This window comes from Glaciimonas sp. PAMC28666, assembly GCF_016917355.1.
Classification (GTDB): domain Bacteria; phylum Pseudomonadota; class Gammaproteobacteria; order Burkholderiales; family Burkholderiaceae_D; genus Glaciimonas.
On sequence record NZ_CP070304.1, the window covers coordinates 2,560,054 to 2,578,069 of the forward strand.

The window sequence follows — 18,016 nt, forward strand, 5'->3', positions numbered from 1 at the left end:
GTTGCGTTAGTTGTGATGCTATTTTTTACTCCGTGTTGATGGGTGAGCTTGCTGTCAATTCGGAGAACCACGGTGTTGGTTTGGGGACCGCGCAAGGAGCGGGTGCATCGATTGAAGTGAAATCTGCAGGGCCGACCACTTCAAGATATTCCATATCTGGTGAGTAGTCGAATAAGAAATGCACTATTCCGGGGCGTTGATGCACGCAATCACCAGCGCTGACCAAAGTTAACTGGTCCTCATACATAAAGCGCGCCCAACCCTTGAGCATATACACCATATGAAATTTGGCTTCATGCCGATGCCAGCCGGTGCCTTCCTCTGGTGCCATGTTGGCCTTTACCAGTTGGGCGATAACCTGACCACCTGTAGCGGCACTGATCCCAAGATCGCGGTATAAGAAAAAATCTCTTAGTCCACCAGGTTCAAATACGGTATCCCCTTCGCGTATGTGAGAAAACGCGGTTTTTGGGACGACTTGGTCGTTGGTGTGTTGCGCATCCATTGCATTGTCCTTTCATGCAAATACGATTAAAGCACGACCATGACGACATTCAATGTCATTGTGACCACTGATAGATCGGCCGCATGGACTGTCTTTGAGTGACCTTAACACCTGCAAATAACGCATACTTGTAAAAAAATTTCAGTCCTAACTTTACTCCTGAATCACCTTATTGCGGCAAGCGAAATGACGATGGGGCAATACAAAAGCTCACTTTTTATCTAGCAATTCCCGTGCCAGTTAAGGCAATCGATGTGCTATTTCTCGTCTGAAAAACTTTCCGTATGGCATTGCCGGCTGAGCATGCGCTGCGCTTCCAGTCCGCCTTCCCTTTTTGCCGATTCAGCAGTCCGGTTCCGATATCAGCCGGATCCATACCGCGTCTATTCAGGGTGCCCGAATATAATCCACTAATGCCATCGTGCGCGCATCCGGCGGTGGCGTCATCAAGCTGACAATTACCATCGTCAGCAGTCCTGCCGGGATGCCAAAAACACCGGCGGAAATGGGGGCGATGTGAAACCATTGTCCCGCAACGCTTCCGCCCAATGCAGGGATCGTGTGCAGCATATAAAATACGCATGTTCCAAATCCTGCAATGATTCCCGCAATCGCTCCATGTTGATTGGCTCTCTTCCAAAACACGCCAAACATGAGCGCCGGAAAAAGTGCCGAGCCAGCCAGTGAAAATGCTGCGCCCACCATGGAGAGAATATCTCCGGGTTTCAGGGATGCCGTATAGGCCGCCAACAACGCCACCACGAGAAGTAGCAATTTCGAAATCGTGACGCGCTTTTGTGTTGAGGCAGCAGGATCAATCATCTTGTAATACACGTCGTGCGAAAGGGCGTTGGAGATCGTGAGCAGCAAGCCATCTGCGGTGGAGAGCGCTGCAGCGAGGCCACCGGCGGCGACCAGGCCCGAGATGAAATAGGGCAAGCCAGCAATTTCCGGGGTCGCCAGTACAATCATATCGCCGTCTAACGTGATTTCCGATAGCTGGACGATGCCGTCGTGATTCAAATCGATAATGCTCACCAGTGGGTTGGTTTTATCAATATTTGCCCAATACGAGACCCAGTTCGGCAGGTGTGCGTATTCGGTGCCGACCAGCGAGGTATAGATGTCGTACTTGACCAGTACCGCCAGCGCAGGGACGGTAAGATAGATGAGCAAAATAAAAAACAGCGTCCAGAATACCGACTTGCGGGTTTCCTGAACCGTTGGCGTGGTGTAGTACCGCATCAACACATGTGGCAGTGCTGCCGTCCCCAACATCAGACAAAACACGACCGCCAAAAAATTGTTGCGTTTGATATTGGACGCTTCTCTATCCTTGCCGGGAAATGGCGTCGCCTGCGGCGTGGGTGGGTCGGCATGGGCCAGATTCATGGCCTTGGCGTCGGTCCATCGTTGTCGCGCCTCGTCCGCCGTTTTTGGATAGTCGCTAAGCTTGCGATTGGCAGCGCGAATATCGATCAGAGACGCCTCGCTACTGTGCTTTAAGGCTCTTAATTGACGCTGGGCTTCAACCCTACCTTGGGTCCACGATTGTGGTAAATTATTCAGACTGGCGTCGAACGCATCAGCACGGGCTTTATAAATCTTCCTGACTTCCAATTCTTTCGGATCGTCGCTTAAGGTCTTTTCAATGTCGCTCAACTGCGTCATGACGGAGCCATAGGCGAACTGCGGTAGCGGATTGTGGGTATGCTTGGCTGAGAGCCAGATGACCGGGATCAGGTAAGCAAACAGGATGATGACGTACTGCGCCACCTGGGTCCATGTGATGGCCCGCATTCCTCCCAAAAATGAACAGACGAGAATACTCGCCAGACCCAGAAAAATACCGACTGAAAAATCCACGCCCGTAAAGCGCGAGGTGATTAGCCCAACGCCGTAAATCTGTGCCACCACGTAGGTGAATGAAATAAGAACGGTGGCGATGACCGCCAGTATGCGAACCGGGTTGCCGCCATAGCGTCCGCCAAAGCGGCCGCTGTAGCGTGCGGCCAAAAAATCCGGGATGGTGTATTGCCCAAACTTGCGTAGATAAGGTGCTATCAGGAGCGCAACCAGGCAGTAACCGCCGGTCCAGCCGATAATATACGCAAGGCCATCGAAGCCTTGCAAGTATAAACCTCCGGCCAGACTGATGAATGTCGCCGCCGAAATCCAGTCTGCTGCCGTCGCCATGCCGTTGAATATTCCCGGCACACGGCGTCCGGCCACGTAATATTCCGATACGTCAGAGGTACGGCTGACGACGCCGATACCAGCGTAGAGCGCGATGGTGGCGAACATAAACATGTAGCCGATCCACGAGCGCGGAAATCCCTCTTTTTCCAGAATGGCGAGGATGATGAGAAAGCCGACGAAGCCACCCGTGTACCATGCGTAATAACGCGTCAATCGCGACAAGAATGATTTACTTTTCATTGCTGACTTCGAAAGGTAAAGACGACTTGGATGGGCGCAGCTCTGGGTCGGTCGCGGTCATGGCCGCATCGCGGTCAAATCTTCCCATTTGCCAGGTATAGATCGCGACCAGGATGAGATAAATCACCACCAGGCCCTGGGCCGCCATGTAAAAAGAAAGCGGCCATCCAAATACGGTGACGCTGGATAATTCTCGGGCGAAAAAAACCACCAGGAACGTCACCAATGCCCACATTGCCAGCAAACTGAATGTTAGCGTTTTGGTCCTGCGCCAGTGTCTGGCATTACGTGCGGCGGTATTCTGAGGGATGGATTGGGCCATGGTTTTATGTGTGCGTCTTTTTTAATTTTCGGCAGAATTTTAGCGATATTCGTCGCGCAAATTGATGGTCGATGTCCGATTAAAAATTACCCGGAACAGGCATCCGGGAAGTTTTGGGTCTTCGTTGCGCGGGTTGTAAGAAATGCTGACCTCAGCATTATGCTGTTGCGCGATTTCGCGTACGATAGCTAATCCTAATCCGCTCCCGCTGCGGTTGCTGTCAAGTATCCGGTAGAAGCGTTCAAACACGTGCTCGCGTTCGGCTGGTGGAATTCCTGGCCCGGTGTCTTCAACTTCCAGGATCGCCTCTTGTTTATTCTCTCCCTCGCGGATGCGGACCGTGACATGACCCCCCGGCGGTGTGTAATGCAAGGCGTTATCGATCAAATTGCTCATCAACTCCCGCAGCATCATCGGATTGCCGCTAATCGTGAGCGGCATCACTGCTTCTTCGAAGCCAAGATCGATGCGTTGCGTAAACGACGCTTGTACCCAGTCGCCCACAACATTGCGCGCCAGCTCGGATAGTTCAATAGGAACAAGCGCGGTACTTTCTTGTGTTTGATTTTCTGCCCGAGCTAACGAAAGCAATTGATTCACGAGACGGGTGGCTGAATCTGAACTTTTGGCGAGCTGCTCAAGCGACCGTCGAATATCGCTACCGTCGGTTTGGCGCAGCGCCAGTTCGGATTGCATCCGCATGCCCGCCAGCGGTGTTTTCATTTGATGCGCGGCGTCAGCAATAAAACGTTTTTGCGTTTGTATCGTCTGCGACAGGCGGGCCAGCATGTCATTCAGCGAACGCACTAACGGGGAAATTTCCTCAGGGACTTGCCCGGAATCAATAGGACTAAGGTCATCTGGGCGACGTGCTCGTATTCGCTGCTGCAATTCGGATAGCGGCGACAAGCCGCGTGACAAGGCAAACCAAACCAGGGCGAGGGCGATCGGCAAAATCAGAAACTGCGGCAAAATCACGCCTTTAATGATTTCGTTAGCGAGCTGGGCGCGCTTTTCGAGTGTTTCTCCGACTTGGACCAAGGCCATCGGTGGCGCTGGATCGTTGATATTGGTACTTGCTACGTCATTGCGTAAATCAACGTACGTATAAGCGACGCGAACGTCGGTACCGTGCATCGATCCATTATGAAACTGGACGGTCCCGGAACGGGGAGGATCTTCGTCTGGGGCGATAGCGGGCATCTCCCGGTCTCCGTCGACATATTCGCCTTTCGGGCCAGTGATCAAAAAATAGATATTATCGATATCATCCGCACGGAGAAAATCGCGGGCAGCCCCCGACAGTCTGGTAACAATTTTGCCGTTGGACTGACTGACCTGTTGCGATAACACGGTGACGCTATCGTCCAGTGCGCGGTCGAAAGGCTGATTGGCAATCGATTTCGCCACCAGATACGTGATAGCAATACTCATTGGCCAAAGCAGCAGCAATGGCACTAACATCCAGTCCAGAATTTCACCAAATAATGAGCGTTGGATACGCTCTTGGGATTCGCTTTCCAGCGTCAGACTGGGATCGAAGCCGAGTTCCGCTGCATCGTTGTTTGCATCGGTGGCGTCGAATGCGTCGGTATGATCCCGCCTTGCATCCCGATTTTCATCGGGATGTGCATCGCGATCCGAGATTGGCTTGCCGGAAGCATGCGCTGCCGTGGATTGGGCATCACGCATACGAGATTTTAGCTAGTGCCGGACGCAATAAAGGGCGTTGCCAGAGGGGACGGCGGCGGGGGAGTCTGCGGGGCAGGAGTCTCCGCAATTTTCTCGAGGCAATAACCTAATCCGCGTACGGTTGCAATACGGACGCCACCCACTTCGATTTTCTTGCGTAATCGATGCACGTAAACTTCAATGGCATTATTGCTGACTTCTTCACCCCATTCGCACAAGTGATCCACCAATTGTTCTTTTGATACCAGTCGACCGGTGCGTTGCAGCAACACCTCCAGTAAACCAATTTCACGCGCCGATAAATCCAGCATCTGATCGCTGATATAGGCGATCCGACCGACCTGATCGTAGGACAAGGGACCGTGTTTGATCACAGTAGGTCCTCCACCAGCACCCCGGCGCGTCAGTGCTCGCACGCGTGCCTCAAGTTCCGAGAGTGCAAACGGCTTCGCCATGTAATCGTCGGCACCCAGATCCAGCCCTTTTACGCGCTGTTCGATGGAATCTGCGGCGGTCAATATCAACACCGGCAAACGCGAATTACGGGCGCGCAGGCGTCGTAAAACCTCAAGGCCAGCCATTTTAGGCAGGCCCAGGTCGAGAATCAACAAATCGAAATCCTGGGTGGATAACGCGGAGTCTGCTTCGACGCCATTCAGGACGCAATCGGTTGCATAACCGGATTGACGTAATGAGCGGGTCAACCCATCTGCTAAAACACTATCATCTTCAGCGAGTAAAATGCGCATGGCTAAGCTGCCTTGTGGATGTTCTATGATCGGGATATGGCGCTGGTTATGATTTTTTTCAGCAGCCATAGTCATCGGCGTGCATTCCGGGCTTTTCTTCGGCTTTAATCAGCGTCGGGTGTGGCTGGGTGTGGATATTCGTGCTTGCCACCAGTGTTCGTTACTTTTGATTGGGTCTTTATTATTACTTTGGTCTCGAGCGTAGTCTAGGGCGTTTCAAGGATAGCGGCAAGCGTTGTACATCATTTAAGGCTTCTGCCTGAACGACGATCCATTCGGCCCATGATTACCGGCAACTTTTTTGTGCCTGATCGGCCTCATTTATTCATGCGCGCCAACGCAATCACTGCCGCGCTGCCACTAATGTGCAGCATCGAGGATGCCGCTGAGTAGTGCAGCTGAGTAGCGCAGCTGAGTAGCGCAGCTGATTGATGCGTCGGGCCAGCACTTTGGTATAATGCGACGGTTGCACCTTTGAAATACGATAAAGCGATTTTTCATGGTCCGTGTGTTAATACTTTTTCTGACGTTTTTACTGCCTATGCAAGTATTTGCTGGGGGGATAGACGCGCAGATGAAAATTGCACATCAGATCCGCAATAGTCCCGCATCGGCCCATCAGGTTCAGCAGCTGACTCAGCCAGATATTCATTCGTCATTGTTCGACATCGCCGACCTGATGGCGTATCAAACGGATGTCAGTGAGGATTGCTGCGGCTTTGATGACGACGCGCCTGAGTTCAATCTGCATGCCGATCTGAGCGATGAACCGGTGCCAGCAACCAGTTTTCGTTTCAGGCCAAATCTGTCTCCATTAACACTCACGGTCGGCAATGATAGCGTGCGTGAACCGCCTTTCTTACCTCCGATTTCTCCTCCGCCCCGCGCCTGAGCACGCTGGTTAATGGCGTTCTTCGCTAATTAACTGGCTCGGTCCACGCCACGTAGTTGTTGGCGTGCGACCTTGTGCCTATTTTATTGCCCTTTGTTTTCTTTATTTCATCAAGTTGTTCAATGCTGTGCGGCCAGCTTGCCCTGCAACTTCGTTCGCGGTTGCGAGCGCTTGCGTAGCGCTAAACGATTGTGATTGATGAAAGTGTCGTTACGGTGCTGGGTTGCGCCAATTTTTATATCGCCCCGTCTTCAAATTAATACCGCTCCTGAACATAGCTTACTGACGTGTCACCACCACCAGGTAAAACGTCAGGAAGTTTTTAGCGGAACAAGGCCCGTGAACCGGCCCCTGTTCTACACAGATCAAATTTAAGGAATTCGCATGAAAAAAATGTTTATTGCTCTGATCGTCGTTGCAATGACGTTATCAGTCGGTGTTGCATCAGTAGAAGCCAAACGGATGGGAGGCGAAAGTTCGTTCGGAAAGAAATCCCAAAGCATGAATCACCAACAGGCTACTCCCGCACAAAATCAGGCCGCGGCTAAAGCTGCACCGCCAGCAGCAGCCGCAGCGGCGGCCGGCGGCGCAGCGAAATCCAGTGCCTGGAAAGGAATGTTGGGCGGCGCATTGCTGGGCTTGGGTCTCGGCGCATTGTTATCGAGCATGGGGCTGGGGGGCGCAATGGCCAGCATGATCAGCACCATTTTGATGGTTGGTTTGTTGGGTGTTGCGGGAATGTTCATCTACCGCATGGTCCGTCGGAAGATGGATAGCAATAATGGCATGAAGCCGTCGTTCGCTGGATCTGGACCATTGAACAACATCCGGAACGAAAATTTCACGCCGGAAATTGCCTCCCGGGTCGCGCCAAACCAAAAATCTACATTCGACTCGACATTCGATTCTGGCCTTCCTATCCACGCCGCCACCGCCGCTACCACCGGCACCGCATTTGGCGCGGTGAGTTCGTCGTCGACAGGTAACACCGCCATTGAGGTCCCGGCAGATTTCGACATTGCGGGTTTTGTGCGCCATTCAAAGACTAACTTTATCCGTCTGCAAGCTGCCTGGGACAAGGCTGATACCGACGACATCCGGGATTTCACTACGCCTGAAATGTTCGCCGAATTGAAAATGCAATTGCAGGAACGTGGTGCGACAGCGAATAAAACGGATGTCATCACAATCGAGGCTGAATTTCTCGGCCTGGAAACGATCGGCAACGATTACATGGCTGGCGTTAAATTCTCCGGGATGATTAAGGATGATCCGAGCGCGCTGGCTGAGCCATTCAATGAAATCTGGAACCTGACCAAGCCTATTACCGGTAACGGTGGTTGGACTTTGGCGGGCATTGAGCAAGTTGTTTAAACAGTCAGCTTAACCCTTACATACGCGCAGGCTAAAGTAAGGTCAGGAGTTTTGACCATAAAAAACCGTTCGCAAGCAATTGCAAACGGTTTTTCTATTCTGGGACGATCAATTCCGGTAAAAATCTCAAAAATGTCGCCAGGGGCAATCTTCGTAGAGCGTCAGTGAAGTTACAAAGCCTGGAAAAAATTAACCAGTTCCGGCACGTCTGAATAGGCGACGTTAAAACGAAACCAAGGCTGATCCGGCGCTGCCAGATGGAAGAAATCTCCCGGCGCAAGCCAGATGCCTTTTTGTCGCGCAAGATCAGCGATGTCGCGCGCGCTTAAATCGGTGCGTTCAAATTTCGCCCAGGAAAACATACCGCCTCGCGGCGTGGCAAAAGGCTTCAATCCGGCCTCGATAAGGCGCGCATTGACGCGTGCCTGCGCATTTAGCAGCGCTGCCGAAAGATTCTCAACGTGACGGCGATGATGGCCTTCCGTCAATGCGCTATGGACCAGCCGCTCAGTAATTTCGGAATTGGTCAGCGTCAATACCATTTTGGTATGCACCAATTGTCGCGCTAAATCGCGCTGGCAAGCGATATAGCCAAGTCGCAGCGACGGGGCCACGGTCTTTGAGAAACTACCCACATAAATCACCCGTTGCAAACCATCAAGGGCGGCCAGCATGGGATCGTTGGGCTGGCCTAGCTCGCGGAAGATATCGTCCTCGACCACCCAGAAGCCGTGCCGCTCCGCAGCCTGTAGTACCCGCATTGCGCACGCCGGGGTATATGAGGTGCCGGTTGGATTGTGCAGCACGCTGGTGGTGAAATACAGCACCGGTTTATGCATCCGGGCCAAGGTCTCCAGTTGCTCGGTATCAACCCCGCTTGGTGTGCGCGGAACACCGATGACATGAATATCCGACATGCGCAGCATTGCGATCAAATTACAATAACTCGGATCGTCGACGAACACCGTGTCGCCGCGCTTGACCATGGTTCTGATAATCAGGTCGAGGGCCTGCGTTGCGCCATGCGTGGTGAGGATGTGATCAATGGGAACCTCGAGTGACCATTGCGCCAGAAACTGACTGATAGTCGACCGCAGCGGTGCATAGCCATAGGGATGGCCGTAACCCACCTGCTGCGCACCGGGGGCACGGATGATGCGGCGTTCAGCCTGATGCAAACCGTCGTCGTCCAGCCATTTTCCGGGCAACCACCCGCATCCCGCTTTGATCGGCACGCGTTCGTCCGCAAACATTTCCGATAACAGCCATGCGGAGTCGATCACCGGTTCTGGCGGACTAAAGACGGGTACCGGCTTGGTTTGGGACGGTTGATACGCAATAAAAAAACCGGCACCACGGCGGGCGGCGACCAATCCCCTCGCAGCGAGCCTCTCGTAGGCTTCCACCACCGTTGACGTGCCAACCCCCTGATCCACCCCAAATTGGCGTACCGACGGCAGTTGCTCGCCGGAACGCAGCACGCCTTGCGCGATCAATTGTTCAAGATGCGTCGTAATCTGATCGACCAGGCCGACTGACGAAGCGCGTTCCAGCGACATCTGGATAGGATTGGCGCGGGCTTGTTTCATCGAAGTTCCTGAGGAATGGTGAGATCGGTTTGCAAATCAGATTGATAAAAAGCATGCGCAGTACACAAACAAGGTCTAAGGAAATGAACCTTTCAAAGGTAGCACAACCGAGCAATACAGTTTTGCAGATAAAGTAAAAGTGTATCTAACAATACTCGTCCTGTCCCGCAATAATAATTCTATCGATATACATCAGAAATTCACCAGAAATTCACCAGATATACACGAATAATTTTCTTACCTGAGGTGCGCACAATGACCACTACCAATAGCCCAGCCGATCTGTCTGCTTTCTGGATGCCGTTTACCGGAAATAGGGACTTCAAAGAGGCGCCACGCCTATTGGAGTCAGCGTCCGGAGTGTATTATAAGGACGTAAAAGGTCGTCAAATTCTTGATGGTACTGCCGGTTTATGGTGTGTTCCGCTGGGACATGGGCAGCCAAAAATTGTCAAAGCAATACAGGATATGGTGGCTAAACTGGATTTTGCCCCGACATTTCAGATGGGGCATCCGGCCGCTTTTGAGCTGGCAGACCGCCTCAAGCAATACACTAATAATCGTTTCAGCAAAGTGTTTTTTACCAATTCCGGTTCTGAATCAGTCGATACGGCGTTGAAAATGGCAATTGCCTATCATCGCGCACGCGGCGAGGGCACTCGCACCCGATTGATCGGGCGTGAGCGCGGCTACCATGGCGTCGGCTTTGGTGGCATCTCGGTCGGTGGGATTTCCGGCAATCGTAAAACCTTCGGCTCGTTGTTGACCGGAGTCGATCACATGCCGCATACCCACAACCTTGCCGAAAATGCTTATACCAAAGGCGTGCCGGAGTGGGGCGGTCATCTGGCCGAAGACCTTGAGCGTATCGTTGCTTTGCACGATGCATCGAATATTGCGGCCGTCATCGTCGAACCGGTGGCCGGTTCAACCGGCATTCTGGTGCCGCCAAAAGGCTATTTAAAACGCTTGCGCGAAATTTGCACCAAGCACGGCATCTTGCTGATTTTTGATGAAGTCATCACCGGTTTCGGGCGCCTGACGACGCCCTTCGCTTTTGACTATTTTGACGTCGAACCGGATCTGGTCACCTCTGCAAAAGGACTGACCAACGGCATGGTGCCGATGGGCGCAGTGTTTGTCAAACAGCACATATATGACGCCTTCATGGACGGCCCCGCCGGGATTGAACTGTTCCATGGCTACACCTATTCCGGTCATCCGCTGGCTTGCGCCGCAGGTTTGGCGTCATTGGAAATATTTGAAAATGACGGGATTCTGGATCACGCCAAGGATATTGCCGGCTATTGGGAAGAGGCAGTGCATTCGCTCAAAGGGTTGCCTCACGTTGTCGATATTCGCACCATCGGCTTGATTGCCGGCATTGAACTCGCCTCGATTGAGGGCAAACCTGGTGCGCGTGCTTTCGACGCGTTCAAGCAAGCATTTGATAACGGTATTCTGATTCGTACCACCGGCGACATCATTGCATTATCGCCACCGTTGGTTTTCCAAAAAGCCCATATTGATGAGCTGATCGGAAAGCTTTCCAGCGTTTTGAAAACCTTGAACTGAGTCCGATCTTCGATTGGAACCACGCTTTATTTATATCGCAACACCTGGATTTATTTAACGGAACACACATGTCAACTTTTTCGCCCAAAGCTCTACCTACCATTTCTCACTTTATCAACGGCCAATTGGTTGATACCCAAAGCGGCCGGTATGCCGAAGTTTTTAATCCTGCGTTGGGCAAGCCTGTTGCCCAGGTTGCACTTGGCACCGCGCAAGAAGTGGATGCGGCAGTTGCCGCGGCCAGTGCAGCATTCCCGTCCTGGTCAAATACGCCACCACTGGCGCGGGCCCGGGTGCTGTTCAGATATTTGCAACTGATGCAACTGCACGCCGACGCTTTCGCGGAGGTATTAACCCGTGAGCACGGAAAAACCTTTGCGGATGCGCAGGGTGAAGTCGCACGCGGTATTGAAGTCATCGAATTTGCGGTCGGGATACCACAATTGCTGAAAGGCGAATTCACCGATCAAATCGCACGCGGCATCGATGCATGGTCGATGCGTCAACCGTTAGGCGTGGTGGCTGGAATTACGCCGTTTAATTTCCCGGTGATGGTGCCGATGTGGATGTTCCCGATTGCCCTTGCATGCGGTAATACTTTTATTTTGAAGCCGTCCGAGCGGGATCCATCGACTTCGTTGATGCAGGCTGATATGTTAAAACAAGCCGGATTGCCGGATGGTGTTTTCAATGTTATTCAGGGTGATAAAACGACGGTCGATGCGCTGATCGATCATCCTGACGTGCAGGCGATCAGCTTTGTCGGCTCGACCCCGATTGCAGAATCCATTTATGCAAGAGGCTGCGCGAAAGGCAAGCGGGTTCAAGCGTTGGGCGGCGCAAAAAATCATATGGTCGTGATGCCCGACGCCGATATGCAAATGGCGATCGATGCGTTGGTCGGGGCCGCGTATGGCTCCGCCGGTGAACGCTGCATGGCGATTTCGGTCGCGGTTGCGGTCGGTGACGCGGGCGATAAACTGGTGGCTGCGTTGGCCGAACGAACTCGCTCGCTGAAAATCACCGACGGCATGCATAAGGATGCGGAGATGGGCCCGGTCGTGTCCGCCGCTGCCAAACAACGCATCGAACGTCTGATTGGTGTCGGCGTGGAAGAAGGCGCAACTTTGGTGGTTGATGGGCGCGGGCATCATGTCGCGGGCCACGAAAATGGTTTCTTCGTCGGCGGTACTTTGTTCGATCACGTTACGCCGGAAATGTCGATCTACAAAGAGGAAATATTTGGTCCGGTATTGAGCATATTGCGCGCACCGGATGTGGCAACCGCGGTCAAGCTTATTAATGATCATGAGTATGGAAACGGCGTCGCAGTGTTTACACGCGATGGCGGCGTCGCACGTGAATTCGTGCGACAAATTCAATGCGGCATGGTCGGTGTTAATGTGCCGTTGCCGGTGCCAATGGCGTTCAACAGTTTTGGGGGCTGGAAGCGCAGTATGTTTGGCGATCATCACATTTACGGACCGGAAGGCGTACGCTTTTATACACGTCATAAAGCAGTCATGCAACGCTGGCCCAACACCGCCAGTTCGGGTGCTGAATTTGCCTTTCCGCAGATGAAATAATCCGCACGCAAGAAACGATGCATTTCAAAATAATGGCATGAGTTATCTCATGCCATTATTTTTTTTATGGCGTTCAACAGCACGCCTCATGCCATGTATTGGTGAATATAAAAAGCGTTCCCATGGTGCGGAAAATTATCGGAATGCACCTTTATGCAGACATTTATATTTACGCAAAAGAAGGATTGGCGGTACTATAAAAAGCACACATCAAGGCTTAAATAAAAACTATAAATGCGGTTCGAAAAATGCAGTGGTGTGAATACTATTGAAGCAAAAAAATAAAGCACTGAGATGCATCCCACAGGAGACTTCATATGTTCGAGCAATGCCGAATTTCGCAATCTTCCCGTAACTCCCCCGATCTGCATCCCATCGTTCACATATCGTTTTATTTTTGTCAGTTGCGCGCGCAATAACGTTGTGCAGACAGGATTAGTCGCCTATTGGCCCGGTCATAATCAAAATCCACGAAAGTGTATTTTGTGGCCTTCAGGCACAGAAATTGCTGTACTTATTTTATCAATCAGCGGCAAATCATCAGTAAGTAAAGTTTAAACAAACCGTAAACAAAATTGAGTGAAATTCTTTTTCGAACCGTCATTTTTGGAGATGTGATTATGATCAAGCGTCGTGATTTTCTAAAGCTTTCCGCACTTGCAACACCTGGCGCGCTAACGTTCGGCAATGTATTTGCACAGTCGGACGCGATTAAGTTCGGCTGTCCTGTTCCGATGTCCGGTGCTTTTGCCGCGAACGGCAAATACGCCGATATGGGAATGAAACTGGTGTTGCAAAAGTATGGAAAAGTGTTGGGTAAAAATCTCACCTACACGACGATTGATACGGAGGGAAAGCCTGCGACAGCGGTGCGTAAACTGCAGGAAGCGGTCGACCAGGGCACGCACTTTTTTGCAGGTGGGATTCTGTCATCCGAGTCGTTGGCAATGGGTAAAGAAGCGGAAAAAACCAAAAGCATTTTTATCACCACCGCAGGGGCGGATGAAATCACCGGCAGCGAGTGCAACGCAGCAACCTTCCGCTGGTCGGTGCCGACTTTTGGGGCGATTGCCCAGACCGTCCGTCCTTTGCTGGAAAAGCTACCTAAGGCCAAACGCTGGTACACCATTACGCCGCAATATGTATTTGGCGATGGTTTGCTGAATGCCGCAAAAGATGTCTTCAAGGAGAAGGGGATCGAGCATGTCGGCAATAGCTATCACTCGCTAGCCGAGAAAGAATTTAGTGGCTATTTAACGAATGCCATGGCTGCAAAACCGGATGTTTTACTGCTGTTGAATTTTGGTTCTCAGGCATCCGATGCTTTGCGTCAGGCGGTTAGCTTCGGGATGAAAAACAATATGACAATACTCATGGCCTGGGCTTCCGGCCTGGAGCAGTTCGAGGCATTGGGTCCGGATATTTGCGACGGGGTTTATTTCGGTGCCCAATACTGGCATGCGATTGACTCCCCGTTCAATAAAGAGTTCGTCAGCTTCGTCAATTCCAGCCTGAAGATCGATCCCAATTATAGTTTTGCCGGTTCGTATATTTGCACCAAGATTGTGTTGGACGCGATCATCAAGGCAAATAGTACCGATCCGAAAGCCGTGATTGCAGCGATGGAGGGGGTGAAATATGAGGGACTTACTGGCGTCGAAGAAATTCGAAAAGGAGATCATCAGGTGATAAAAAATTATTATTTACTTAAAGGCAAAGCCAAATCGAAGATGCGCAACAAAAACGATTTCGCGGATATCGTGTCGTTTGGTAAGTCGTTCCTTCCGCTGGATAAAACGATGTGCAAGATGACCTGAGTAAGCTATTAGCGATAGTGGCGTTCGCAACTTTCGCCGGATGCGACGCCGCTATCCTTCAAATCATCAGTTTTTGAGGTGTCATGAATATATATATCCTGCAAATCGCCAACGGTATCGGGATCGGCATGCTGTACTTCCTGCTTGCTGTGGGATTGAGCATCGTGTTCGGACTGCTGCGTTTCGTCAATTTTTCGCACGGCGCGTTTTATCTTATCGGTGCCTACTTTAGTTTTCAACTCGGCGAAATGGGGCTGAATTTCTGGTGGTCATTATTGGTCGCACCGTTAATCGTTGGCGTGTTTGCATGGCTGGTCGAAAAGTTTGTATTACGGCACATTTACGCATTACCGCATCATTTTCATATTTTATTCACGGTGGGTCTGGCGCTGGTTTTACAAGAAGCGGTGATTTCCTATTGGGGACCGTTGGGCAACAATATTTCGCCGCCGGACATATTGCAGGGCGTGGTGATGTTAGGCAGTTTTATCTTCCCTAAATACCGTCTTTTTGTTATCGCCGTGACCGCTGTAATGGCATTGGTATTATGGTGGGTGCTTGAAGGAACCCGTCTCGGTGCGATTGTGCGTGCCGGCAGTGAATCGACCGAAATGGTGTCGTTACTGGGACTAAATATCGACCGTATTTTCAGTCTGGTATTTGCGCTTGGCGCGCTGACGGCTGGACTCGCAGGTGCACTTGCAGCACCGATACGCGGAGTTGATCCCTTCATGGGCGTGGAAGCATTGGGTATCGCTTTTGTCGTGGTCGTAATCGGTGGACTGGGTAGCTTTTTTGGTGCTCTGGCGGGTGGCTTATTGGTCGGCATTGTGCAAAGTCTGATGAGCACGATCTGGTCCGAGGGCGCACATTTGATGATTTATGTGGCGATGGCTGCGGTCATGCTGCTACGTCCTAACGGCCTGTTTGGCCGTTCAAGCTGAGGAGCGCAGCGATGAAAATATTCGTCCATTATCGCTTCACGTTGCTGGTCATCGCAGTGGTATTACTGCTGCCGCTAATGGTGAGTTCTGGCACGCTGGCAACGGAGGTATTGATTTTTGCACTGGCCGCGCTCGGCTGCAATCTGTTGCTTGGCTACACCGGACTGATGTCATTCGGTCAGGGCATATTTCTAGGGGTTGGCAGTTATGCAACCGGTCTGGTGCTGCTTCATTGGCAGGTCTCCTTGTTGCCCTCGCTGCTCATCGCCATGCTGGTTGGCGCTTTTGTGGCGTTATTAGTGGGCTGGTTTTCGATCCGTCAGCGCGGTACTTATTTTGTCATGCTAACCCTGGCTTTTGCGCAGATGTTTTACTTCCTTGCGTATACCCTGAAAGACGTTACCGGTGGCGACAATGGTTTGCTGAATATTCCGCGCCCAAACCTTGCCCTGTTTGGTAAAGTATTGCTGCCGACGACGTCAGCCTGGCAGTATTACAGCTTTGTCGCGATCGTTTTTGTGCTGGTCTTTTGGTTATTGCAGCGTATCGTCGATTCGGTATTAGGTAGGACCTTGCTGGCGATTAGCGACAATGAAACGCGTGCCGCTGCGGTCGGTTACAACATCACGCTGCTCAAGCTGGCGGCCTTCGTTATTTCCGGTGCCGTTACGGGCCTGGCCGGCGGCCTGCATGCGATGATGACCGGCCTGGCACCATTGTCGAATATCGAATATCACACCAGTGAATCGATTCTGATTATGACTGTGATTGGTGGCACGGGTAATTTATTTGCATCGGTGTTGGGAGCGGCATTTTATGTGTTGATCGGCAATTGGCTGTCGAGCTTATGGCCGCGTTGGTTGATGTTGCTTGGATTGCTGCTGATTGCCGTCAGCCTTTACATGCATAAAGGATTATACGGTGTCGCGCAGTCGCTGGTAGCGTGTCTGAAGTCAGGGCGGCGCAGTAAAGAGGCCGATCCGGAGCCGATGAATAATCCGGAGATCAAGGAGACCCATTCATGACAACGCCGATCCTGAAGGCCGTTAATGTCACTAAACGTTACGGCACCTTCACCGCCGTCAATAACATTACGTTGGACATCATGCCCGGCATAGTACATTCGGTCATTGGTCCAAATGGTGCCGGCAAGACGACGCTATTTCATACGCTCACTGGTACCACGCCTATTACGTCAGGCAGCATTCTGATCGAAGGCGAAGAAATTGCGCACCTGCCCGGATTCAAACGCGTTCGTAAAGGTTTGGCGCGGTCATTTCAGGTGACTAGCCTGTTTACAAATTTGACTGTGCGGGAGAATTTGCGACTGGCGGCGCAAGGGCGTCGACCTGCTCAGGCTTTTAATCCGTGGCGACGGGCTGAATCGTTGACGGCAGCATGCGATATGGCCGACCAATTGATCGATAAGCTCAATTTGCTACCGGTAGCGAGCCGTCTGTCGGCGGAACTATCGCACGGCCAGCAACGCCGTCTGGAGGTTGGCATGGCGATGGCGGGACAGCCGAAAGTTATTTTTCTCGATGAACCGACCTCTGGAATGGGGATCGATGATATCGCTGAAATGAAGCGTCTGATACACGGTTTGCGCGACAACTACACGGTGCTGCTGATCGAACACAATATGGATATCGTCATGGATATTTCCGATCAGATTACCGTGATGCAGCAAGGGCAGATTCTGGCGCAAGGTAAGCCTGACGCTATTCGCAGCGATGAACGGGTCCGGCGCGCCTATCTTGGCAGCATGATTACCGGAGGACGAGCATGAGCGAATTGATGCGCAACGGAATGATTTTGAAGGTTGAGGATATCAATAGCTATTACGGCAAGAGCCATATTTTGCAAGGCTTATCGATTGCGATTGCCGAGGGCGAAGTGGTGACGCTATTGGGGCGTAACGGTGCAGGTAAAAGCACGACCCTGAAAAGTATCGTCGGCGTGGTGCAGCCAAAGTCAGGCGCAGTCATTTTTCAAGGCGATAACGTGGCCGGGCTGCCAGCTTATAAAATCGCCTCGCGTGGCATTTGTCTGGTGCCCGAACATCGCGGTATTTTTAAATTGCTGACGGTTGAAGAAAATCTAACGATGGCGGCGCGGCGCGAGTCAGCCTGGGGACTCGCTGATGTGTACAAAATATTCCCGCGATTGAAGGAGCGCCGCAAGAATGGCGGCGGTCAGTTATCGGGTGGCGAACAGCAAATGTTGGCGATTGGACGTGCCTTGATGACGCATCCCAAAGTGATGATGCTGGATGAACCCGTCGAAGGACTGGCGCCGGTTATTGTCGATGAAATCGTCGCGCAATTAAAATTGATCAAAGCGACCGGCATGTCCATTATTTTGGTCGAGCAGAATCTGGAGGTCTGTACGCAACTCGCAGATCGTCATTACATCATCGAGCAAGGCCGGGTGGTATATGCCGCAAGCAACACCGAATTTTTAGCGGATGACGCCGCAAAGGATCGTTATCTCGGCGTGAATCTGGTGGCATAACGGCATCGGACAGCGCTG

16 protein-coding genes are annotated in these 18,016 nt (G+C 51.8%); 10 read left to right on the plus strand and 6 right to left on the minus strand.

The window, feature by feature from the left end:
• Nucleotides 1-25: 25 nt before the first annotated feature.
• From JQN73_RS10895 to JQN73_RS10915, 5 genes are all read right to left on the minus strand, one after another.
• Nucleotides 26-505: a cupin domain-containing protein gene (locus tag JQN73_RS10895; protein ID WP_205323034.1), complete on the minus strand. Its 480-nt coding sequence runs from the start codon at nucleotides 503-505 to the stop codon at nucleotides 26-28.
• Between the two features lie 387 nt (nucleotides 506-892).
• Nucleotides 893-2,944, minus strand: coding sequence for a sodium:solute symporter family protein (locus JQN73_RS10900; protein ID WP_205323035.1), 2,052 nt, complete (start codon nucleotides 2,942-2,944; stop codon nucleotides 893-895).
• Entirely contained in the window at nucleotides 2,934-3,266 is a 333-nt protein-coding gene (locus JQN73_RS10905; protein WP_205323036.1) for a DUF4212 domain-containing protein, read from the minus strand. The genes JQN73_RS10900 and JQN73_RS10905 overlap by 11 nt, the downstream gene beginning before the upstream one ends.
• A 39-nt stretch (nucleotides 3,267-3,305) precedes the next feature.
• Nucleotides 3,306-4,958, minus strand: coding sequence for a sensor histidine kinase (locus JQN73_RS10910; RefSeq protein ID WP_205323037.1), 1,653 nt, complete (start codon nucleotides 4,956-4,958; stop codon nucleotides 3,306-3,308).
• Nucleotides 4,959-4,966: 8 nt separating this feature from the next.
• A complete protein-coding gene (locus tag JQN73_RS10915; protein WP_240162556.1) occupies nucleotides 4,967-5,707 on the minus strand; it encodes a response regulator transcription factor in 741 nt (246 codons plus the stop codon).
• A gap of 574 nt (nucleotides 5,708-6,281) precedes the next feature.
• Here JQN73_RS10915 and JQN73_RS10920 point away from each other — a divergent pair.
• On the plus strand, nucleotides 6,282-6,599 hold the full coding sequence (locus tag JQN73_RS10920) for a hypothetical protein (protein WP_205323038.1): 318 nt from the start codon (nucleotides 6,282-6,284) through the stop codon (nucleotides 6,597-6,599).
• Between the two features lie 384 nt (nucleotides 6,600-6,983).
• Entirely contained in the window at nucleotides 6,984-7,973 is a 990-nt protein-coding gene (locus JQN73_RS10925) for a Tim44 domain-containing protein (RefSeq protein WP_205323039.1), read from the plus strand.
• Nucleotides 7,974-8,143: 170 nt separating this feature from the next.
• Here the strand turns inward: JQN73_RS10925 and JQN73_RS10930 are convergent, their stop codons facing one another.
• Nucleotides 8,144-9,562 carry a PLP-dependent aminotransferase family protein gene (locus JQN73_RS10930; protein WP_205323040.1) on the minus strand — a complete coding sequence of 473 codons (1,419 nt, stop codon included), beginning with the start codon at nucleotides 9,560-9,562 and terminating at the stop codon, nucleotides 8,144-8,146.
• A gap of 255 nt (nucleotides 9,563-9,817) precedes the next feature.
• On the opposite strand from JQN73_RS10930, the gene JQN73_RS10935 reads away from it, so the two are divergent.
• The 8 genes from JQN73_RS10935 to JQN73_RS10970 all read left to right on the plus strand — a co-directional run bounded on the left by JQN73_RS10935 (nucleotide 9,818) and on the right by JQN73_RS10970 (nucleotide 17,998).
• A complete protein-coding gene (locus JQN73_RS10935; RefSeq protein WP_240162506.1) occupies nucleotides 9,818-11,137 on the plus strand; it encodes an aspartate aminotransferase family protein in 1,320 nt (439 codons plus the stop codon).
• 68 nt (nucleotides 11,138-11,205) lie between these two features.
• Nucleotides 11,206-12,723 carry a CoA-acylating methylmalonate-semialdehyde dehydrogenase gene (locus tag JQN73_RS10940; RefSeq protein ID WP_205323041.1) on the plus strand — a complete coding sequence of 506 codons (1,518 nt, stop codon included), beginning with the start codon at nucleotides 11,206-11,208 and terminating at the stop codon, nucleotides 12,721-12,723.
• Nucleotides 12,724-12,772: 49 nt separating this feature from the next.
• Nucleotides 12,773-12,985 (plus strand): hypothetical protein, encoded by a 213-nt coding sequence (locus tag JQN73_RS10945; protein WP_205323042.1) that lies wholly within the window; start codon nucleotides 12,773-12,775, stop codon nucleotides 12,983-12,985.
• Between the two features lie 358 nt (nucleotides 12,986-13,343).
• A complete protein-coding gene (locus JQN73_RS10950) occupies nucleotides 13,344-14,540 on the plus strand; it encodes an ABC transporter substrate-binding protein (RefSeq protein ID WP_205323043.1) in 1,197 nt (398 codons plus the stop codon).
• An 83-nt stretch (nucleotides 14,541-14,623) separates the two neighbouring features.
• A complete protein-coding gene (locus JQN73_RS10955) occupies nucleotides 14,624-15,484 on the plus strand; it encodes a branched-chain amino acid ABC transporter permease (protein WP_205323044.1) in 861 nt (286 codons plus the stop codon).
• Between the two features lie 11 nt (nucleotides 15,485-15,495).
• Nucleotides 15,496-16,509, plus strand: coding sequence for a branched-chain amino acid ABC transporter permease (locus JQN73_RS10960; RefSeq protein ID WP_205323045.1), 1,014 nt, complete (start codon nucleotides 15,496-15,498; stop codon nucleotides 16,507-16,509).
• Nucleotides 16,506-17,273: an ABC transporter ATP-binding protein gene (locus JQN73_RS10965; protein ID WP_205323046.1), complete on the plus strand. Its 768-nt coding sequence runs from the start codon at nucleotides 16,506-16,508 to the stop codon at nucleotides 17,271-17,273. The genes JQN73_RS10960 and JQN73_RS10965 overlap by 4 nt, the downstream gene beginning before the upstream one ends.
• 20 nt (nucleotides 17,274-17,293) lie before the next feature.
• Nucleotides 17,294-17,998, plus strand: a complete 705-nt coding sequence (locus JQN73_RS10970; protein WP_205323316.1) for an ABC transporter ATP-binding protein — start codon at nucleotides 17,294-17,296, stop codon at nucleotides 17,996-17,998.
• Nucleotides 17,999-18,016 lie beyond the last annotated feature (18 nt).

What these genes read in the sequence shown, in the direction of transcription:
- JQN73_RS10895 (WP_205323034.1), bottom strand. Translation starts at nt 505, where the DNA reads ATGGATGCGCAACACACCAACGACCAAGTCGTCCCAAAAACCGCGTTT.
- JQN73_RS10900 (WP_205323035.1), bottom strand. Translation starts at nt 2,944, where the DNA reads ATGAAAAGTAAATCATTCTTGTCGCGATTGACGCGTTATTACGCATGG.
- JQN73_RS10905 (WP_205323036.1), bottom strand. Translation starts at nt 3,266, where the DNA reads ATGGCCCAATCCATCCCTCAGAATACCGCCGCACGTAATGCCAGACAC.
- JQN73_RS10910 (WP_205323037.1), bottom strand. Translation starts at nt 4,958, where the DNA reads ATGCGTGATGCCCAATCCACGGCAGCGCATGCTTCCGGCAAGCCAATC.
- JQN73_RS10915 (WP_240162556.1), bottom strand. Translation starts at nt 5,707, where the DNA reads ATGCGCATTTTACTCGCTGAAGATGATAGTGTTTTAGCAGATGGGTTG.
- JQN73_RS10920 (WP_205323038.1), top strand. Translation starts at nt 6,282, where the DNA reads ATGAAAATTGCACATCAGATCCGCAATAGTCCCGCATCGGCCCATCAG.
- JQN73_RS10925 (WP_205323039.1), top strand. Translation starts at nt 6,984, where the DNA reads ATGAAAAAAATGTTTATTGCTCTGATCGTCGTTGCAATGACGTTATCA.
- JQN73_RS10930 (WP_205323040.1), bottom strand. Translation starts at nt 9,562, where the DNA reads ATGAAACAAGCCCGCGCCAATCCTATCCAGATGTCGCTGGAACGCGCT.
- JQN73_RS10935 (WP_240162506.1), top strand. Translation starts at nt 9,818, where the DNA reads ATGACCACTACCAATAGCCCAGCCGATCTGTCTGCTTTCTGGATGCCG.
- JQN73_RS10940 (WP_205323041.1), top strand. Translation starts at nt 11,206, where the DNA reads ATGTCAACTTTTTCGCCCAAAGCTCTACCTACCATTTCTCACTTTATC.
- JQN73_RS10945 (WP_205323042.1), top strand. Translation starts at nt 12,773, where the DNA reads ATGCCATTATTTTTTTTATGGCGTTCAACAGCACGCCTCATGCCATGT.
- JQN73_RS10950 (WP_205323043.1), top strand. Translation starts at nt 13,344, where the DNA reads ATGATCAAGCGTCGTGATTTTCTAAAGCTTTCCGCACTTGCAACACCT.
- JQN73_RS10955 (WP_205323044.1), top strand. Translation starts at nt 14,624, where the DNA reads ATGAATATATATATCCTGCAAATCGCCAACGGTATCGGGATCGGCATG.
- JQN73_RS10960 (WP_205323045.1), top strand. Translation starts at nt 15,496, where the DNA reads ATGAAAATATTCGTCCATTATCGCTTCACGTTGCTGGTCATCGCAGTG.
- JQN73_RS10965 (WP_205323046.1), top strand. Translation starts at nt 16,506, where the DNA reads ATGACAACGCCGATCCTGAAGGCCGTTAATGTCACTAAACGTTACGGC.
- JQN73_RS10970 (WP_205323316.1), top strand. Translation starts at nt 17,294, where the DNA reads ATGATTTTGAAGGTTGAGGATATCAATAGCTATTACGGCAAGAGCCAT.